Source organism: Halorubrum sp. Boch-26 (genome assembly GCF_029889805.1).
GTDB lineage: Archaea > Halobacteriota > Halobacteria > Halobacteriales > Haloferacaceae > Halorubrum.
Map to the genome: position 1 here is coordinate 1 of NZ_JARANT010000056.1, position 16842 is coordinate 16842.

The window sequence follows — 16842 nt, forward strand, 5'->3', positions numbered from 1 at the left end:
ACGCGCTGCGCCTTAGTCTCGTGGGCCCGGAGATGTGCATATGAGACAGTTCTACGACGGCTACGAGATGCTGTTCCCCGGACGGGGGATCTCCCTCTCCGGGAGCGCGGACCTCCCCCGCGACGCGAACGTCACGCCGCAGGGCGCGAACGCGACGCTGACGCGCAACGGGACGCTTCAGGTGGAGATCCCGAAGAACGACGACGCGCAGGACGTCGCCGTCGTCGAGGAAGACGACGCCGACGAGCGCTGAGCTCGACGCCCCCCGACGCGGCCCCGCGTCTCTTTTCTCACTCTCCGACCCGCGCTTCGACCGACATCCCCTCCGTGATTTCGAACGCCTCGTCGCCGTCGAACCGGTCGGGGTCGAAGGGCCCGATCCACGGCGATTCGGGAGCGTCGGCGTCGGTCCCGTCGAGCGACGCCAGCACGCCCTCGGCGACGAGCTCCCCGACCGCCGGCGCGCGCATGAACCCGTGGCCCTGCCAGCCGGTGGCGACGAACAGGCGGTCCGCGTCGCCGCCCCGGTCGGGGCGCTCGCCGCCGACGGGCCCGACGAGCGGGTCGCCGTCGGGCGTCGCCGTGCAGAGCCCGGCCCACGCCCGCTCCACGCTCGGTGCCTCGTCGTCGGACCCGCCGTCGCCCACGGCGTCGACGCGTTCCCGTAGCGTCTTGCTCACGGAGTCGACGAACCACTCGTCGCCCTCGCGGTCGTACTCGTCCGGGTCGGCCGCGACGGGCTCGGTCCCGTCGCCGGCCAGCAGCCCGGTCGGGTGCGGCCGGAGGTAGACGCCCGCGGTCGCGTCGTACACCATCGGGCCGTCGTATGCGACCCCGCTCGTCAGCGCCTGCACGCGATAGGGGACGACCGGGACCGCGATCTCGGCGTCCGCGAGGACGTCGGCGCTGTGCGCGCCGGCGGCGACGACGACCGCGTCGAACTCGCGGACCGCGCCTCGGCTTCCCCCTCCGCCGGCCGCGTCTTCGCTCGCGTGGACCCGGAGCTCCGCCCCGTTGTCGGTCACCGAGACGGCCGTCTCGGTCTCGACGGCGACCCCCTCGCGGCGCGCTCGGCGTCCCATCGCCGCGACGTAGCTCGCGGGGTCGCACCACCCCGCGCCCTCGGCCACCGCGGCGACCGCGAGGTCGTCGGTCGCGATCGGGAACCGGTCTGCGAGGGCGGCGAGATCGATCACGGAGACGTCCCGCCCGTGCGAGCGCATCCGGTCGACCATCGAGGGAACGGCGTCGGCGTCCGGGTCGCCCTCGCGGACCGCGATCACGTACGGGCACGGCGTGAATTCGAAGCCGGGCAGCGACCGGTCGAACGCCCGAAACCGCTCCATCGCGCGGGCGGCCAGGGCGGCGTCGACGTCCTCGGCGTACGCGTCGTACAGCACGCCGGCGGCGCGGCCGGAGCTCTCCGCGCCGAGCTCGCCGCGGTCGTAGAGGGTCACGTCGGCGCCGCGCGCCGCGAGGTCGGCGGCCACGGTGGCGCCGACCGCGCCGCCGCCGACGACCGCGACGGCCGGCGGCTCCCTGAGATCGTCTCGCACGGTGTCGTCTCTCGCGGATCGGCTCATGCGCTCGGCTCTCGCGGGAGCCGTGTTAACGGTGGCGCCGAGGTGCGTTCGCGGGGAGGGGCCTCGGGAGGCGCTCGCGGGGAGGGGCCTCGGAAGGCGTTCGCGGCGGCCCGCAGACCGGGTGACGCGTATGTCCCCGGCCACGTTATGAGCGTCGAGCCCGTACGTTCGGTATGAACCAACTCGTCGACGGCGAGTGGCGGACCGACGCGTACGAGGCGACGGACGAGGACGGATCGTTCCAACGCGGCGAGACGGGCTTCCGGAACTGGATCGCCGGCAGCGACGTGCCCGACCACGTCGACGCCGAGCCGGACGAGCGGTTCCAGCCGGAGGCGGGCCGGTACCACCTGTACGTCTCCTACGCCTGCCCGTGGGCGCACCGCACCCTGCTCGCGCGGTCGTTGCTCGGCCTGGAGGACGCCATCGACGTCTCGGTCGTGGACCCGTACCGCGGCGAGGACGGCTGGCAGTTCACCCCCGAGAAGGCGGGCTGCACGCCCGACCCCCTCCACGACAGCGACTACCTCCGGGAGCTGTACGTCGCGGCCGACCCGAACGCCACCTGTCGGGTGACGGTCCCAGTGCTGTGGGACACCGAGGAGGAGACGATCGTCAACAACGAGTCCCGCGAGATCCTTCGGATGCTCTCGACCGCGTTCGACGACCTCGGTAACGACGTGTCTCTTTTGCCCGACGCCGGCGACGAGGCGACCGTCGCCGACGTCGATGAGGTCATCACCGAGATCTACGAGCCGGTCAACAACGGCGTCTACCGCGCCGGCTTCGCGAAGTCCCAAGACGCCTATGACGAGGCGATCGATGACCTGTTCGGCGCGCTCGACCGCTGGAACGATCACCTCGCGGACCAGCGGTACCTCGTCGGCGACTCGCTCACCGAGGCCGACATCTGCATGTTCACCACGCTGGTGCGGTTCGACCAGGTGTACCACACTCACTTCATGTGCAACCGGACGTTCGTCCACCAGTACGAGCACCTCTGGCCGTACCTCCGCGACCTCTACCAGACGGCGGGGGTCGCCGAGACGGTGAACATGGCCCACATCAAGGAGCACTACTACACGACCCACCCGGACGTGACGCCCTCCGGGATCATCGCGCGCGGTCCGGACCTCGACTGGGAGGCGCCGCACGACCGCGACCGGCTCGGCGGCGAGGCGCCGACGCCGACCGCGGACGACTGAGAGTCGAACGACCCCGCACGAGGGGCGCTATTTATCAACCGATCTGCGGCGGCGCGCGCCGACGAGCGGCCGACAGGCCGCGAGTCGCCCGCGTGAGGCTGCGGTGCTGTGCGGTGCGGGGTGGGATTCAAAGGGGCAGTCGCGAGGACGAAGCACGACGACGCAAGCACCACAGCGAAGGAGCGGTAGCGACTGAGCGAGGAGCGCAGCGAGTCGCGCGAGTCCTCGCGACTGGGGCTTTGAGGTGTACACCGCCGCTCCGCCGTCGACCACCAATCACGGAGAACGCGCAAAACGAGAAACCGTTTAAAAGAAAAGTCGCGGAACGAGAAAAACACAGAAGGGAGAGAACCCGGAGCGAACGCCGATTTACCCCTCCATGCCGCCGAACGAGAGGCCGTCCTCGACGGAGCGCTGGGCAGCGAAGTAGACGATCGCGACGGGGAGCGCGAACAGGTTCGCGAACGCCGCGAAGCGCGTCCACGGCGTGGAGAACCGGCCCTCGGTCGCGAGGTTGTACAGCTCCACCGAGAGCGGGTAGTTCTCCGGCGAGAGCAGCGTCTGCGCGATGATGAACTCGTTCCACCCGGCGAGCCAGACGAAGATGAGCACGACGGCGAGCCCCGGCTTCGTCAGCGGGAGGATCACCTCCCGGATCGTGTCCAGGAAGCTCGCGCCGTCGACCATCGCCGCCTCCTCGTAGGAGACGGGGATGTTGTCCATGTACGTCTTCAGCAGCCAGGTGTTAAACGGAATCGCGCCGGCCGCGTAGAACAGCCCGAGGATGAACAGGTTGTTCGTCAGTCCGTAGGAGCTGAACAACGAGTACAGCGCCACGAGCGTCGCGATCGAGAGGCCGGCACCGATCTGCGTGAAGAGGACGTACCCGTAGAGGATGCGCTTCCGGCCGATGAAGCTCCGCCGTGAGAAGGCGTACGCCGCCGGCACGATCATCCCGAAGCCGGCGACGATCGTCACGCTCACGAGGTAGAGGCTGTTGAACACCGCGCCGGGCCCGGTCTCGGTCCCGGCCCACCGGAAGGCGATCGGAACGAGGCCGTTCCCCCCGCCGATGACGAGTTGAGGGTATCCCCAGTCGCCGTCGACGAAGAAGAAGTTAGACTCGAACAGCACCCACCGATACGCGTTGAGGTTGTACGTCGTCGGGTCGGGGAAGATCCCGCCGGTGTTGAACAGCCGGGTCCCCTCCGCGAGCGACGCCGTGAAGATCCAGAACAGCGGGAACAGTAGAATTAGCACCATCGACAGGCCGAACGCCGTCATCAGGACGCTCTTCCCGACGTCCCACGGCGTCCGCTTTCCGGTGCGGAGGTCGTAGACGGCCCGCTGGACCGTCACGACGAACCGCTTCGGGGCGGTCGCGAACCCGACGAGCTTCGCGCGGAGCAGCGCCAAGACGGAGGCGAGGGCGTTCATCGCTCACCCACCCCCTCGGCGAGGCCGCCGTACCGCACGGCGGCGTACATGAACAGGCCGATGACGGCGATCGCGACGATGAGGATCGCGGCCGAGAGCCCGAACTGGTTGAAGCTGATCGCCTCGCGGTAGCCGTACACGATGATCAGCTCGTTCTGCCGCGCCGGGCCGCCCTGGTTGAACACCCACGGGATCAGGAACTGCTGGAACGAGGTCGCGCCGGTGAGGATCGACGCGAACAGCACCGGCCGCTGGATCGCGGGCAGCGTCACGGTGCGGAACCGCTGGAGGAAGCCCGCACCGTCGACCATCGCCGCCTCGTGGAGTTCGCGGGGCACGTCTTGGAGCGCGCTCACGATGATGATCACCATGAACGGGTACGCCAGCCACACCTCCGTGGTCACGTACGCGAAGAACGCCTCCCAACGGCCGCTGAGGAAGCCGATCGGCACGTCGAAGAGGAGGAACTCGGGCGCCGACAGCGACGACGCGATCCCGTTGTACCGCCCGAGTATCGTGTTGAAGACGCCGAACCGGGCGTCGCTGAACATCCCGCGCCAGACGGTGATCGTGAAGATCCCGGGGAACCCGAGCGGCACGATCACCGCCGCGCGCATGTACCGCTTGCCGACGACGCGCGCGTGGTTCAACAGGAGGGCGATGCCGACGGCGACGAACACCTTGATCACGAGCGAGACCGCGACGAACAGCCACGTCGTCGACATCGACGTCCAGAACTGCGAGTCGCCGAACAGCTGGAGGTAGTTGTCCAGCCCGATCAGCTCGGCGCCGCCCCCGATCACCGACCCGGCGAACGTCGCGTCGGTCAGCGAGATGTAAAACAGGTAGAAGATCGGGTACAGCATGAAGCTCGAAAAGAGGATAACGCCGGGAATTACGAGGAGGAGGCCCCAGTCGCGGCCGGAGAACGGAACCGCCGCTCGGAGCCGTGCGAGGCCGCTCGCGCCGGTACCGCTGTGTGAGGAGGCCATGATAACTGGGTGAGAGACCGCTTACAGGTTCTCCCTGATCTCGGAGGCCGCCTGATCGAGGGCGGGGCCGCTCTCCTGATCGCCGTTGAAGACGCGAGTCAGCGCCTCGGTCAGCGGCGTCCAGACGCTGTTCATATCGGGGTGGGTCGGGATCGGGACGCCGTGGTCGACCTGCCGGGCGAACGCCTCGACTTCCGCCGAGAGGTCCCCGTCTTCGACCACGGAGCTGAGCACGGGGATGTACCCCTGCTCGGCCGCGTTGGTCTCGACGACCTCCTCGTTCGTGGTGTACCACTCGGCGAGCCCGGTGGTCGCGTCGACCGTCGACTGATCGGCGTCGTTCAGCATGGCGCTGAAGTAGAACGTCTGGATCCCCGAGTACGTGCGCGGGTGGTTCCCGTCGACCGTCGGCAGGGGTGCGACGCCGAGGTTGTCGATCTCATCGGTGAGGTTCGCGAGCTCCCACGGGCCGTTGATCGCGAACGGGGCGGCCCCGTCAGCGAACGCGACGATCTGCGACTCGTAGCCGGGGTCGGCCGGGACGTAGTCGAACAGGGTTTCGAGCGCGTCCATCCCCTGCTTGCAAGCGTCGCTGTCGAGGGTGACTTCCAGGTTCTCTTCGTCGAAGATATCGCCGCCGTACGCCTGGATGAACCCGCTGACGAAGTACGGGTTTGCGGCGGGGTACGAGAGGCCGTACTCGCCGTTTTCGGGGTCGTGGAACTCGTCCATGACGGAGACCATCTCCTCGAGGGTCTCCGGCGGCGCGTCGACCACGTCCTCGTCGTAATACAGGGCGACGGTCTCGGAGGCGAACGGGAGCCCGTGGAGCGCGCCGTCGTACTGAACCGCCTGCTGTGCGGTCTCGGTGAACGCGTCGAGCGACTCGACGTCGTCGCTCGCGTCGTAGAGGAACGGCGGCTCCTCGCGGACCGCGAACCGGCCGACCCAGTCGTGCGCCCAGATCCACGAGTCGGGGCCCTCGCCCGACGGGATCGCGGTCTCGAGCTGCTGGTCGAGCTCGCCGCCGGGCTCTTCCTTGTTGATCGTGTGGCCGGTCTCCGACTCGAACTCCCCGACGTACGAGGACATCGCCTCGTCCTCGCCGTCGGACAGGTCGGTCCACAGCGTCGCGGTTCCCTGACTTCCGCCGTCGTCGCCGTCGGACCCGTCAGACCCACTGGAGCTGTCGGACTCGCCGTCGCTTCCGTCCTCGCCGTCGCCGCCGTCGCCGCCGTCGCTGCCGTCGCCGCTGTCGGTGCTGATACAACCCGCGAGCGCCGCGAGCGCGGTACTTCCCCCCATCGCCTTGAGTAGCGTTCTGCGTTTCTCAGTCATGTGTTACAACAAATGATGAATTACATATTCATACATTTAGTTTTTGTGGGTGGAGAAGCGCTCCGCGCCCTCGTCGGTCTCCCGCTGACGGTCGCTCGAGTGACGGCCGCGTTCGCTGTGAGGCCGTGCCGCTCCACGCGCCCGCTTTCGCGACGGTCGCGCTCGACCCCTCGTCTGGCCATATCTGAGATGAAATTATTCCTCATATATCCGAAAAACAGCGAAGAACTAATATGCGCGAAGCACCCTCTGCCAGTAAATGGCAAGAGTAACGCTCGACACGCTCCGGAAGGAGTTCGACCGGGGGACCATCGTCGCCGTCAACGACCTCGACTTGGAGATCGAGGACGGCGAGTTCGTGACCGTCGTCGGGCCGTCGGGCTGCGGGAAGACCACCACGCTGCGGATGGTCGCGGGACTGGAGGAGCCAACGTCGGGGACCGTCAGCTTCGACGACGAGGACGTCACCGACATCCACGCGACGGAGCGTCCCGTCGCGATGGTGTTCCAGAACTACGCCCTGTATCCCCACAAGACGGTGATGGAGAACATGGGATTCGGGCTCAAGATGAGCACCGACATGACGAAAGACGAGCGCCGCGAGCGCGTGACCGAGATGGCCGAGATGATGGGGATCGCGGACCTGCTCGACGACAAGCCGGACGAGCTCTCCGGCGGACAGAAGCAGCGCGTCGCGCTCGGTCGGGCCATCGCTCGCGAGCCGGAGGTGTTCCTCTTCGACGAGCCGCTCTCGAACCTCGACGCGAAGCTCCGTACCGAGATGCGCGCGGAGATCCAGAAGCTCCAGAAGGAGTTCGGCGTCACGGCGATGTACGTCACCCACGACCAGGAGGAGGCGATGACGATGGGCGACCGCCTCGCGATCCTGAACGACGGGAAGCTCCAGCAGGTCGGCGCGCCGACCGAGGTGTACGAGAACCCGGTCAACGAGTTCGTCGCCGGCTTCATCGGGTCGCCCTCGATGAACTTCATCGACGTCGACGTGGAGACCGACGGGACAACCGCGGTGATCCGAAACGAGTCGATCGGGCTCGACCTCGAACTCACCGCCGAGTACGTCGCGGGCCACGACGTTGAGACCGGACCGTACACGCTCGGCGTCCGCCCGGAGAACATCGACATCGTCGAGGGGCCGACCGGCGGTGAGACGCTGGCGTCGACCGTCGAGGTCGTCGAGCCGATCGGCTCCGACAACTACGTCCACCTCGCCGTGAACGAGGACTTCCTCGCGCGGTCGACCCCGGACATCAAGCCCGCGGCCGGCGACGAGGTGGGCGTCGTCTTCGACGAGGCGGACCTCCACCTGTTCGACGCCGAAACCGGCGAGGACGTCTTCCTGAGCGACGAGGAGATCGACGCGGCGGTCGTCTGACACGTTGATTTATACGTCGTTGCTGGCGAATCGGCGGTGAACACTTCCAAAGCCCCAGCCGCGAGGCGCGAAGCGCCTCTGGCAGCCGGCGGCAACGCCGCCGGCGACTGCCCTCTTGAGTCCTCCCCCCACCGACGGCACCGCAGCCTCACGCCTCCCCAGCCTCGCCGCGAGCGCCCTTATAAGGGCGCTCGCGGGCTCCCTCGCGCGGGCGACTCGCGCCTTTCAGGCGCTCGCCGGCACGCGCCACCGCGGATCGATTTATAAATCGACGCGTTCTCGGTACACCGTCCGCCTCACGTCGCCGTCGGCGACAACGGCTTCAAGTGCGCGCTCGTCCGACCGGAGAGTAGCAATGGAGCCGCCGAACATCGAGCGGTTGGACGAGCGCACCGTCCAGCGGATCGCGGCCGGCGAGGTCGTCGAGCGCCCGGCGAGCGTCGTCAAGGAGCTGATCGAGAACAGCCTCGACGCGGGCGCGAGCCGGGTCGCCGTCTCGGTCGAGGCCGGCGGCACCGAAGGGGTCCGCGTCCGCGACGACGGCGTGGGGATCCCGGCCGACCAGCTGGAGGCCGCGGTCGCGGAGCACGCCACCTCGAAGATCGGCGACATCGAGGACCTCGACCGCGGGGTCGGCACCCTTGGGTTCCGTGGCGAGGCGCTGTACACCGTCGGCGCGGTCTCGCGGCTCACCGTCAGGTCGCGCCCGCCGGGCGCCGAGGCGGGCGCCGAGATCACCGTCGAAGGCGGCGACGTCGGCGAGGTGCGCCCGGCGGGCTGTCCCGAGGGGACGACCGTCGAGGTCGCGGACCTCTTTTATAATACGCCAGCCCGCAAGAAGTTCCTCAAGCGGACGACCACCGAGTTCGACCGGGTCAACACGGTCGTCACCGGCTACGCGCTCGCGAACCCCGGTGTCGCCGTCTCGCTGGAACACGACGGCCGCGAGACGTTCGCCACCGAGGGGAACGGCGATCTCCGGTCGGCCGTGCTGGCCGTGTACGGACGCGAGGTCGCGGAGGCGATGGTCGACGTGGAGTGGACGCCCGAGGGCGGCGCCGGCGTCGATTCGGCCCACGCCGCCGGCGACCCCGACGACCCGCCCGTCCGCCGCGTCACCGGCCTCGTCTCGCATCCCGAGACGACGCGCTCGACCCGCGAGTACCTCGCCACCTACGTCAACGACCGGTACGTCACCGCGAGCGCGCTGCGCGAGGCGGTGTTGGAGGCGTACGGCGGCCAACTCGCGCCCGACCGCTACCCCTTCGCGGTGCTGTTCGTCGAGGTGCCGCCGGGCGACGTCGACGTGAACGTCCACCCGCGGAAGCTGGAGGTGCGCTTCGACGAGGAGCGCGCCGTGCGCGCCGCCGTCGAGGAGGCGGTCGAGTCGGCGCTCCTCGACGACGGACTGATCCGCTCGACCGCGCCGCGGGGGCAGTCGGCCCCGGACCAGACGGCGATCAACCCCGAGGGCTCGGAGACCGAGGCCGTCGGCGGCGCCGGCACCGACCACGAGCGCGCGGCGCTCGGCGACCGCGAGGCCGATGGAGACGACGAGGTCGGCGCGTCCGAACTGGACCCGACCGACGAGGACGCGTGGGCGGTCGGCGACGTGGGATCGGACGACGCCGCTGAGCCGGATCCGTCCCCGGCCGACCCGGACGCCGCAACTGCGGACCGCCCGTCGCCGCGGAGCTGGCAGTCGGACCCGAACGAGGCCGAGGGCGGTGCGGGAGACGACGGCGGACGCGCGGCCGCGGCCGAGACCGACTCCGAGGGACCGGACGGACTCGACCGGTTCGACGACTCGGGGGTCGACGTCGCCGCCGACTCCGCGCGGGACGCCGATTCCGACCCGGCCACGGAGTCCGGCCCGGCCACGGAGTCCGGCCCGGCCACGGACGACGTCGCTGGCGAGTCGGACGAGCGGCGAGAGTCGGGGCTCTCGTCGCGCTCGATCGCCACCGCCCAGCGGACCTTCGCCGGCGACACCACCGAGGCCGCGGAGCGGGCCTACGACTCGCTCCCGCCGCTCCGGGTGCTCGGGCAGCTCCACGACACCTACGTCGTCGCGGAGGCGCCGGACGGGCTCGTCCTGATCGACCAGCACGCGGCCGACGAGCGGGTGAACTACGAGCGCCTGCGGGAGGCGTTCGCCGACGGCGCCGACGCGCAGGCGCTCGCGGAGCCGGTCCGCGTCGAACTCACGGCGCGAGAGGCGGCGCTGTTCGACGACTTCGTCGACGACCTCGCCGGGATCGGGTTCCGCGCCGAGCGCGCGGGCGAGCGCGAAGTGGTCGTCGAGTCGGTCCCGGCCGTCTTCGACGCCGCGCTCGACCCGGACCTCCTCCGGGACGCCCTCTCGGCGTTCGTCGGCGACGCCACCGAGGGCGACGAGCCGGTCGCCGACGTCGTCGACGAGCTGCTCGCGGACCTGGCGTGTTACCCCTCCGTGACCGGGAACACCTCGCTGACGGAGGGACGGGTCGTCGACCTGCTCGACCGGCTCGACGCCTGCGAGAACCCGTACGCCTGCCCGCACGGTCGCCCGGTCGTGATCCGGCTCGACCGCGAGGAGATCGGCTCGCGGTTCGAGCGGGACTACCCCGGTCACGCGGGCCGGCGCGCGGAGTGAGTCGGGCGGGACGCGAGTCTGTCGCCCGCTCGGCGACCGCAGAGAGGTACGCTTTAGGCGGGCGCCGTGGACCCACGCGTATGGAACGCGTAGCGATCGTCGGCGCGTCGATGACCCGGTTCGGCCAGCGCGACGCCTGGGTGCGAGAGCTGCTGGCGGAGGCGGGCGCGGCCGCGCTCGACGACGCCGGCGTCGACGGCGACGACCTCGACCACCTGTACGTCTCGAACATGGCCAGCGGCGAATTTGAGGGACAGACCGGCGTCCCGAACGCGCTCGCCCACGATCTCGCGGCGACCCCGGCGTACACCTCCCGGATCGACCAGACCTCCTCTTCGGGGGGCGCGGGCGTGTACGCCGCGTGGCAGTCGGTCGCCTCCGGCGCGAGCGACCTCACGATGCTCGTCGGCGGCGAGAAGATGACCCACCGAACGACCGCGGAGGCGACAGACGTGATCGCGTCGCTCACGCACCCGGTCGAGTACAAGCACGGCGTCACGCTCCCCTCCTTCGCGGGGCTCACCGCGCGGCTCTACCTCGACGAGTACGACGCGCCCCGCGAGAGCCTCGGGAAGGTCGCGGTGAAGAACCACTCCAACGGCGTGGACAACCCCCACGCCCAGTTCCGGAAGGAGGTCGACCTCGACACGGTGCTCGACTCGCCGGTCGTCGCCGACCCCCTCCGGCTGTACGACTTCTGTCCGATCACGGACGGCTCCGCGGCGCTCGTGTTCTGTCCGGCGTCGGTCGCCGAGGAGTACGTCCCCGAAGACGAGTACGCGGTGATAGCCGGAATCGGCGGCGCGACCGACACCCACGTCGTCCACGAGCGCGCGGACCCGACGACGATGGGCGGCGTCGTCGACTCCTCGGAGATCGCCTACGAGATGGCCGGGATCGCCCCGGACGACGTCGACGTCGCGGAGCTGCACGACATGTTCACCATCCTCGAGTTCCTCCAGAGCGAGGACCTCGGCTTCTTCGAGAAGGGCGAGGGGTGGAAGGCGGTCGAGGAGGGCGTCACCGACCGCGACGGCGAGCTCCCGATCAACACCTCCGGCGGGCTCAAGTCGAAGGGCCACCCGCTCGGCGCCAGCGGCGTCGCACAGGTGTACGAGATATATCAACAGGTCACCGGGAAGGCCGGCCCGCGGCAGGTCGAGGCCGACACGGGCCTCGCCTGCAACGTCGGCGGGTTCGGGAACTGCGTGACCACCGCGATTCTGGAGGGGAGCCAATGAGCGAGCACGAGACCGACACCGGAGCCGACGATCCGAAGAACAGCGCCGAACCCACCTTCGAGGCCGCCGAGTACGCGGACGGTGCGGTCACCTATCCGCCCCACACCGTGAGCCCGAACGGCGCCGAGCGCGTCGGGGCGGTCGACTTACGCGAGTACGAAGCCCGCGTGGTCACGTGGACGACGTCGACGGCGACCCCGCCGGGCGTCCGCGAGCCGAACACCCTCGCGATCGTCGAGTTCGAGATGGGCGACGACTACGACGGGCCGGTCGTCCGCGCGCTCGGGCAGGTCGCGCCGCGCGGAGACGCGGAGGACGGCAGCGAGCCGGGCGACGTCGACGTCGACATCGGCGACCGCGTCGAACCCGTCTACGCCGACGACCTCAGGGAGCCGGGCGCGGGGATCCGCGAGCCGGAGAGCCAGGAGTGGGACGGGTTCCGGTTTCGGCCGGTCGAGTAGGCGGTCACACGGTGGCGGATTGCTTCTCCATCGGCGTCTCGTAACACTCGATCTCGAACCTCGCGCCGCCTTCGTCGCTCTCCGAGACCGTAAGCTCCCAGCCGTGAGCCTTGAGGATGTCCCTGACGATCGCGAGCCCGAACCCGGTACCCTCTCGGTTCGTGGAGTAGCCCTCTTCAACTACCTGATCGCGTTTGTCTTCGGGAATCCCCACCCCGGTGTCCTCGACGTAGAATCCGAACGTATCGGACAGGGGACCGACCCGGACGGTTAGCTCCGTCGTCTCGTTGTGTTCCACGCTGTTCCGATACAGGTTCTCGAACACGTTAAGCAGCCGATCCCTGTCGCCGTCGAGGTGGAGTGACGTTTCGACGACCAGATCCGTCCCGGCGGTGTCGACGTTCTTCCACGCGTTGCGAGCAACGGCTTCGAGGCGGACCTCCGTGGTCTCGGTGAGCGCCTCGCCCGATCGGGCCAGCGTGAGCGCGTCACCGATGATGGCTTCCATCCGTTCGAGTTGACGCTGGACGCTCTCGGCGGCGTCCTGTTGTTCGGCGGCGATCTCCTCGCGAAGCAGCTCGACGCGGCCGACCGCGACGTTCAGCGGATTTCGGAGGTCGTGAGCGACGATGCCGGCGAAACGATCGAGCCGCTCGTTCTGGTGTTCCAGTCGCCGACTCCGTCGCCGTTGTTCGGTCACGTCGCGAGAGTTGAGAACGATCCCCCCGACGTACGGGTCCTCAAGCAGGTTTACCGCCCGTGCTTCGATGGTTCGCCAGTTCCCCGCCGCGTTACTGAATCGCCCCACGTACGTCCCCGCGTACCCCGGCTCGTCCGCGTGCATCGACAGTTCCGCGGCGATCGCTTCCCGATCGTCGGGGTGGACGCGCTCGATGAGCGTCTCACCGATCAGCTCCTCGGGGTCGTATCCGAGCACTCGTTCGACCGACGGGCTGACGTACGTCATCGTGCCGCTTTCGTCCATCACGGTCACCACGTCCGACGACCGTTCGATGAGGCGTTGGAACCGTTCTTCCGTGACGTGCCGTTCGGTTACGTCGCGGTAGATGAGCAGCGACCCCACCGCCGACCCGGTTCTGTCGGTAAGCCAGGTGCGGCTCGCGTCGAAGTACCGCGTTCCGTTCGCGGCTTCGACGACGACATCGACCTCGGAACTCCTCTCGTCGCGATTCAGCCTTTCGAAAGACGGGATCACGTCGGCGGCCGGCTTCCCCACGGCGGCGTCCTCGCTACCGAGGAACTCGGCGGCAGAGCGATTCAAGTCGGTGAGCCGCCCGTGCATGTCGACGACGAAGACCGGGTCGGCCATCTCGTCGACGAGAGTGTGCCTCGCAACGGGCATCAGATCGAGGAAATCGAAGCGGAAGAGCGCGAGCGCGAAAATGATGCCAGTGACGGTGAACGCGAACGGCGTTGGGTCCACGAGTCCTCGCAGGTCGATGCCGAGTATCGAAACGTCGGCCGCTCCCACCGGGCCGACGCCGGTCACGAACAGCAGACTCGCTACAACCGGCACGATGCCGCCGATCAGCATCAGTGCGACCTGATGGCGGTATCGGCGGTGCCTTCGGACGCCCACGAGCGCGAGGAGACCGTAGCTCGCGAATAGCAGCACGTATCCGTACGCGATGTTGAGCCAGAACATCGGCCCCATCGTGCGCTCAACGGTCGCGAGCCCCGGCCCCGCGGTGAATCCCTCGATGGTCCACAGGAGGTCGTGCATCGGCGCCGTCACGACGAGGGCGAAGACGACGACCGGCTCCACGAGGAGCAGGGCGCCGGACCGACGATTGAGGAGCGATTCGTGTCCGGAATACACCAGCACGAACCACAGTTCCGTCGCCGGAACCCCCAGCAGTCCGACATAGGTGACGACGAGGCCGAGCCGATAGGTCGCGAGCGTCGTGCTCCCCGCCCGAAGGCCGCTCCCCAGCGCGTAGATCGACACGCAGACCATGATCACGGCGAACGGCACGGCGCCGCGAACCTCTCTACGCCGCACCGCGACGGCCGCGATCCCGAGGTTCAACCCAGAGATCCCGAGGAGAATCCCGGTGGCGATACCGGGAGAAAATCCCATGACCGAACGAAGCCGTACGATATAAATAAGTTTATGCACATATTCTCAATTGTGGTAATGAGGCACGGTTCGTTCCTCATGCGGTCGCTGTGATGAGTCACTGAGACGCGGCTTCTGCGGGCGAAAACCGCACAAACTGCGATCGGTCGGCACGGTCTACGTCCACGAGGGCCGCGCTCTCAATCGATGAGAATCAGTTCTCGGTATCGTGACGGACCCCGCTACGTCGCTCTCGGTGAGGGTGTCCGGTGGAAGTTCCGATGCGATCGCCGATCAGACGCGGTCCGGCCCCACCGGAGTGGGTTCGAGCGGGCCGTCGACGGCGACGCCTCACACCCGTCGGAAGTCGCCGAGCCGCGTCCCGTTCAGCAAGTACGCGTCTCCGGCCGGCAGCGCGTCGGGGAGGAACGGCGCGAGGAACGACTGCCCGTCGACGTTGACCCACGTTCCGCCCGAGCGGTCGTTGAACGCGGGGAAGACGACGAGTTCGGGGGGATCTCCGGAGGGGGTCGTCTGCGGCCCTCCGCCCTCCACGAACGCGGCCGGATCGATCCGGCCGCGCAGCCACGCGCGCTCCACGCGCGAACCGCCGACCGGGTCCTCCAGTCGGACCTGCGGGTGCTCGTGACCCATGCACACCACGTCGGCGTCGAGCAGCCCCGGGTCCGGCCACGTGTGGCCGTGGCAGACGCCGACGCCGCCGGTTCCGTCTCGACCGACTCCACTCCCGCGATCGCTCCCACCGGTCACGCCGCCGGCCCCGATCACGCCGCCGCCGGCCCCGATCACGCCGAGGCCGTCGGCGAACGCCTCCGCGACGCCGCCGTCGTGGTTCCCCTCGACGAGCGTCATCGGGACCCGGTCGGTCACCGCTCGGATCAGGGTCTCTAACTCCTCGCACTCCTCGCCCTCCGGCGCCGCGATGCGGTGCGCGAGGTCGCCGAGGACGACGAGCCGGTCGGCGTCGGTCTCCGCGAGGAGGTCGCAGAGCCGCTCGCGGCGCTCGTCCGCCCGGTCGTCGAGTTCGACGCCGCGCTCGTACCGGAGCCCGACCTCGATACCGGCGTGCACGTCGGCGACGAGCAGCGCGCGCTCACCGCCGAGGTCGGCCACGGCCGCCGGTTCGCCGACGACCGGCTCGACGGCGGGCGACGCGCCGGTAACCATCAGATCGGCTTGAGCACGCCGTCGCCGGGCTCGTAGCACTTCCCGCTCATCAGCGCGTCCTGGATCGCGTCCTCGACGGCGCCGTCGTCGGCGCCGTGCTCGGCGACCACCCGGTCGACGACCGCCTCACGGTCGGCGCCGTCGCCGTCGTCGAGCGCGCCCATGGCGTCCACGACGGCGGTTTCGAGGTCGACGTCGGCTGCCGCGTCGCCGTCGTCGGAGTCCTCAGCCGCGTCCGCCTCATCGGCGTCGCCGTCGCCCGTCGTTTCGATCGGATCGGCGTCGGGGTCGGCCGCCGCGTCCTCGGGCGTCTCCTGCAGGTCTTCGGGGTCGGGCACGTCGATGTCGGCCTCGCCGGGGTCGTCGACCTCGGAGCCGGTCGCGAAGTCGGTGCCGAACTCGGACTCGATCTCCTCGCGCTCCTCGTCGTCGAGCTCGTACATCTCGTCGGCCGCGGGATCCGGATCGGCGGCGTCGGGGTCGGCCGAGACCGCGGCGTCGTCGCCTCCCTCGTCGGCGTCGAACGTCTCCTCGTCGGCGTCGAACGTCTCCTCGTCGGCGTCGGCGCTGTCCGCCGCGTCGAGATCGTCGCCGCCGGTCTCGAAGTCGCCGAGTCCGCCGTCTCCGTCGTTCGAGGCGGGCTCCGCGTCGCCGTCGAGCGCGTCGTTCTCGGTCGGTCCGCCCGATTCGATCGATTCGGGGTCGCCGCCGGCGTCGACCGCCGCGGTCGCCTCGGTGTCGGTGTCTGCCGTGGCCTCGGCCTCGGGATCGGCTGTCGCCTCGGTGTCTGCCGTGGCCTCGGTATCGTCGGCCGTTTCGGCCTCAACACCGACGGTCGCCTCAGTCTCGGAATCCGCGGCGGCTTCGACGGCTGCCCCCGACGGCGCCGCGGCCCCGGCCGGCGCCTCGATCGTCACGTCGGTCTCCGGGAGCGCGCCGATCGCCGCCTCGCCGCCCGCGTCGGGGGCGAGGTCGGGCGGGCGGACCTCGTCGCGGTCGCCGGCGATCAGCTCCAGCGCGTCGACGGCGAGCCGTCGGACCGCCTCGACGTAGGCCGTCGAGGTGTCGTAGTGGGCGATCGCCTTCGGGATCCCCGCCGCCAGCGCCGCGGGCGCGCCGCCCGATTCGAGGGCCGCGCGGAGCTCGTCTCCCCGGAGGTCAGAGTCGAGTGCCGTCGCGAAGACGGCGAGCCGGTCGAGCGTCGCCTCCGCGGCGGAGACGACCCACCGGTCGCGGGTGTCGGCGTCGACCTCGTTGAGGCTCTCGGGCCGGACCGAGGTGAACCCGCG

12 protein-coding genes and 1 pseudogene are annotated in these 16842 nt (G+C 69.4%); 6 read left to right on the forward strand and 7 right to left on the reverse strand.

The window, feature by feature from the left end; translation table 11 throughout:
- Positions 1–49: 49 nt before the first annotated feature.
- Positions 50–253, forward strand: a pseudogene (locus tag OQF71_RS09325) (Hsp20/alpha crystallin family protein); the annotation flags it as partial.
- Between the two features lie 37 nt (positions 254–290).
- Here OQF71_RS09325 and OQF71_RS09330 read toward each other — a convergent pair.
- Positions 291–1583 (reverse strand): FAD-dependent oxidoreductase, encoded by a 1293-nt coding sequence (locus tag OQF71_RS09330; RefSeq protein WP_280587249.1) that lies wholly within the window; start codon positions 1581–1583, stop codon positions 291–293.
- Positions 1584–1756: 173 nt separating this feature from the next.
- Between OQF71_RS09330 and OQF71_RS09335 the strand changes: the two genes are divergently transcribed.
- On the forward strand, positions 1757–2788 hold the full coding sequence (locus tag OQF71_RS09335) for a glutathione S-transferase family protein (RefSeq protein WP_280587250.1): 1032 nt from the start codon (positions 1757–1759) through the stop codon (positions 2786–2788).
- Between the two features lie 369 nt (positions 2789–3157).
- On the opposite strand, the gene OQF71_RS09340 is transcribed toward OQF71_RS09335, so the two are convergent.
- Genes OQF71_RS09340 through OQF71_RS09350 form a run of 3 tightly spaced genes read right to left on the reverse strand, consistent with a single transcriptional unit; the run spans position 3158 to position 6555 of the window.
- A complete protein-coding gene (locus OQF71_RS09340; protein WP_280587251.1) occupies positions 3158–4225 on the reverse strand; it encodes an ABC transporter permease subunit in 1068 nt (355 codons plus the stop codon).
- Complete coding sequence (locus OQF71_RS09345; protein ID WP_280587253.1) at positions 4222–5217, reverse strand: sugar ABC transporter permease; 996 nt, start codon at positions 5215–5217, stop codon at positions 4222–4224. Before OQF71_RS09345 ends, OQF71_RS09340 begins: the two co-directional genes overlap by 4 nt.
- A gap of 21 nt (positions 5218–5238) precedes the next feature.
- Positions 5239–6555, reverse strand: coding sequence for an extracellular solute-binding protein (locus tag OQF71_RS09350; RefSeq protein ID WP_280587255.1), 1317 nt, complete (start codon positions 6553–6555; stop codon positions 5239–5241).
- A gap of 259 nt (positions 6556–6814) precedes the next feature.
- Here OQF71_RS09350 and OQF71_RS09355 point away from each other — a divergent pair, with 259 nt between their 5' ends.
- The 4 genes from OQF71_RS09355 (at position 6815) to OQF71_RS09370 (ending at position 12285) form a co-directional block, all read left to right on the forward strand.
- Entirely contained in the window at positions 6815–7948 is a 1134-nt protein-coding gene (locus OQF71_RS09355) for an ABC transporter ATP-binding protein (protein WP_280587256.1), read from the forward strand.
- A gap of 355 nt (positions 7949–8303) precedes the next feature.
- Positions 8304–10583, forward strand: coding sequence for a DNA mismatch repair endonuclease MutL (gene mutL / locus OQF71_RS09360; RefSeq protein ID WP_280587258.1), 2280 nt, complete (start codon positions 8304–8306; stop codon positions 10581–10583).
- Between the two features lie 80 nt (positions 10584–10663).
- Positions 10664–11824, forward strand: coding sequence for a thiolase family protein (locus OQF71_RS09365; RefSeq protein ID WP_280587259.1), 1161 nt, complete (start codon positions 10664–10666; stop codon positions 11822–11824).
- A complete protein-coding gene (locus tag OQF71_RS09370; RefSeq protein ID WP_280587260.1) occupies positions 11821–12285 on the forward strand; it encodes a hypothetical protein in 465 nt (154 codons plus the stop codon). The genes OQF71_RS09365 and OQF71_RS09370 overlap by 4 nt, the downstream gene beginning before the upstream one ends.
- Positions 12286–12289: 4 nt before the next feature.
- Here the strand turns inward: OQF71_RS09370 and OQF71_RS09375 are convergent, their stop codons facing one another.
- From OQF71_RS09375 to OQF71_RS09385, 3 genes are all read right to left on the reverse strand, one after another.
- Complete coding sequence (locus OQF71_RS09375; RefSeq protein WP_280587261.1) at positions 12290–14386, reverse strand: histidine kinase N-terminal 7TM domain-containing protein; 2097 nt, start codon at positions 14384–14386, stop codon at positions 12290–12292.
- A 330-nt stretch (positions 14387–14716) separates the two neighbouring features.
- On the reverse strand, positions 14717–15553 hold the full coding sequence (locus tag OQF71_RS09380; protein WP_280587263.1) for a metallophosphoesterase: 837 nt from the start codon (positions 15551–15553) through the stop codon (positions 14717–14719).
- Positions 15553–16842: hypothetical protein (locus OQF71_RS09385; protein ID WP_280587265.1), on the reverse strand; the 1290-nt coding region annotated here is incomplete at its 5' end. The genes OQF71_RS09385 and OQF71_RS09380, both read right to left, overlap by 1 nt.

Coding starts and splice junctions, on each gene's coding strand:
- mutL (WP_280587258.1), top strand. CDS start 8,304: ATGGAGCCGCCGAACATCGAGCGGTTGGACGAGCGCACCGTCCAGCGG.
- OQF71_RS09330 (WP_280587249.1), bottom strand. CDS start 1,583: ATGAGCCGATCCGCGAGAGACGACACCGTGCGAGACGATCTCAGGGAG.
- OQF71_RS09345 (WP_280587253.1), bottom strand. CDS start 5,217: ATGGCCTCCTCACACAGCGGTACCGGCGCGAGCGGCCTCGCACGGCTC.
- OQF71_RS09370 (WP_280587260.1), top strand. CDS start 11,821: ATGAGCGAGCACGAGACCGACACCGGAGCCGACGATCCGAAGAACAGC.
- OQF71_RS09365 (WP_280587259.1), top strand. CDS start 10,664: ATGGAACGCGTAGCGATCGTCGGCGCGTCGATGACCCGGTTCGGCCAG.
- OQF71_RS09380 (WP_280587263.1), bottom strand. CDS start 15,553: ATGGTTACCGGCGCGTCGCCCGCCGTCGAGCCGGTCGTCGGCGAACCG.
- OQF71_RS09375 (WP_280587261.1), bottom strand. CDS start 14,386: ATGGGATTTTCTCCCGGTATCGCCACCGGGATTCTCCTCGGGATCTCT.
- OQF71_RS09355 (WP_280587256.1), top strand. CDS start 6,815: ATGGCAAGAGTAACGCTCGACACGCTCCGGAAGGAGTTCGACCGGGGG.
- OQF71_RS09335 (WP_280587250.1), top strand. CDS start 1,757: ATGAACCAACTCGTCGACGGCGAGTGGCGGACCGACGCGTACGAGGCG.
- OQF71_RS09340 (WP_280587251.1), bottom strand. CDS start 4,225: ATGAACGCCCTCGCCTCCGTCTTGGCGCTGCTCCGCGCGAAGCTCGTC.
- OQF71_RS09350 (WP_280587255.1), bottom strand. CDS start 6,555: ATGACTGAGAAACGCAGAACGCTACTCAAGGCGATGGGGGGAAGTACC.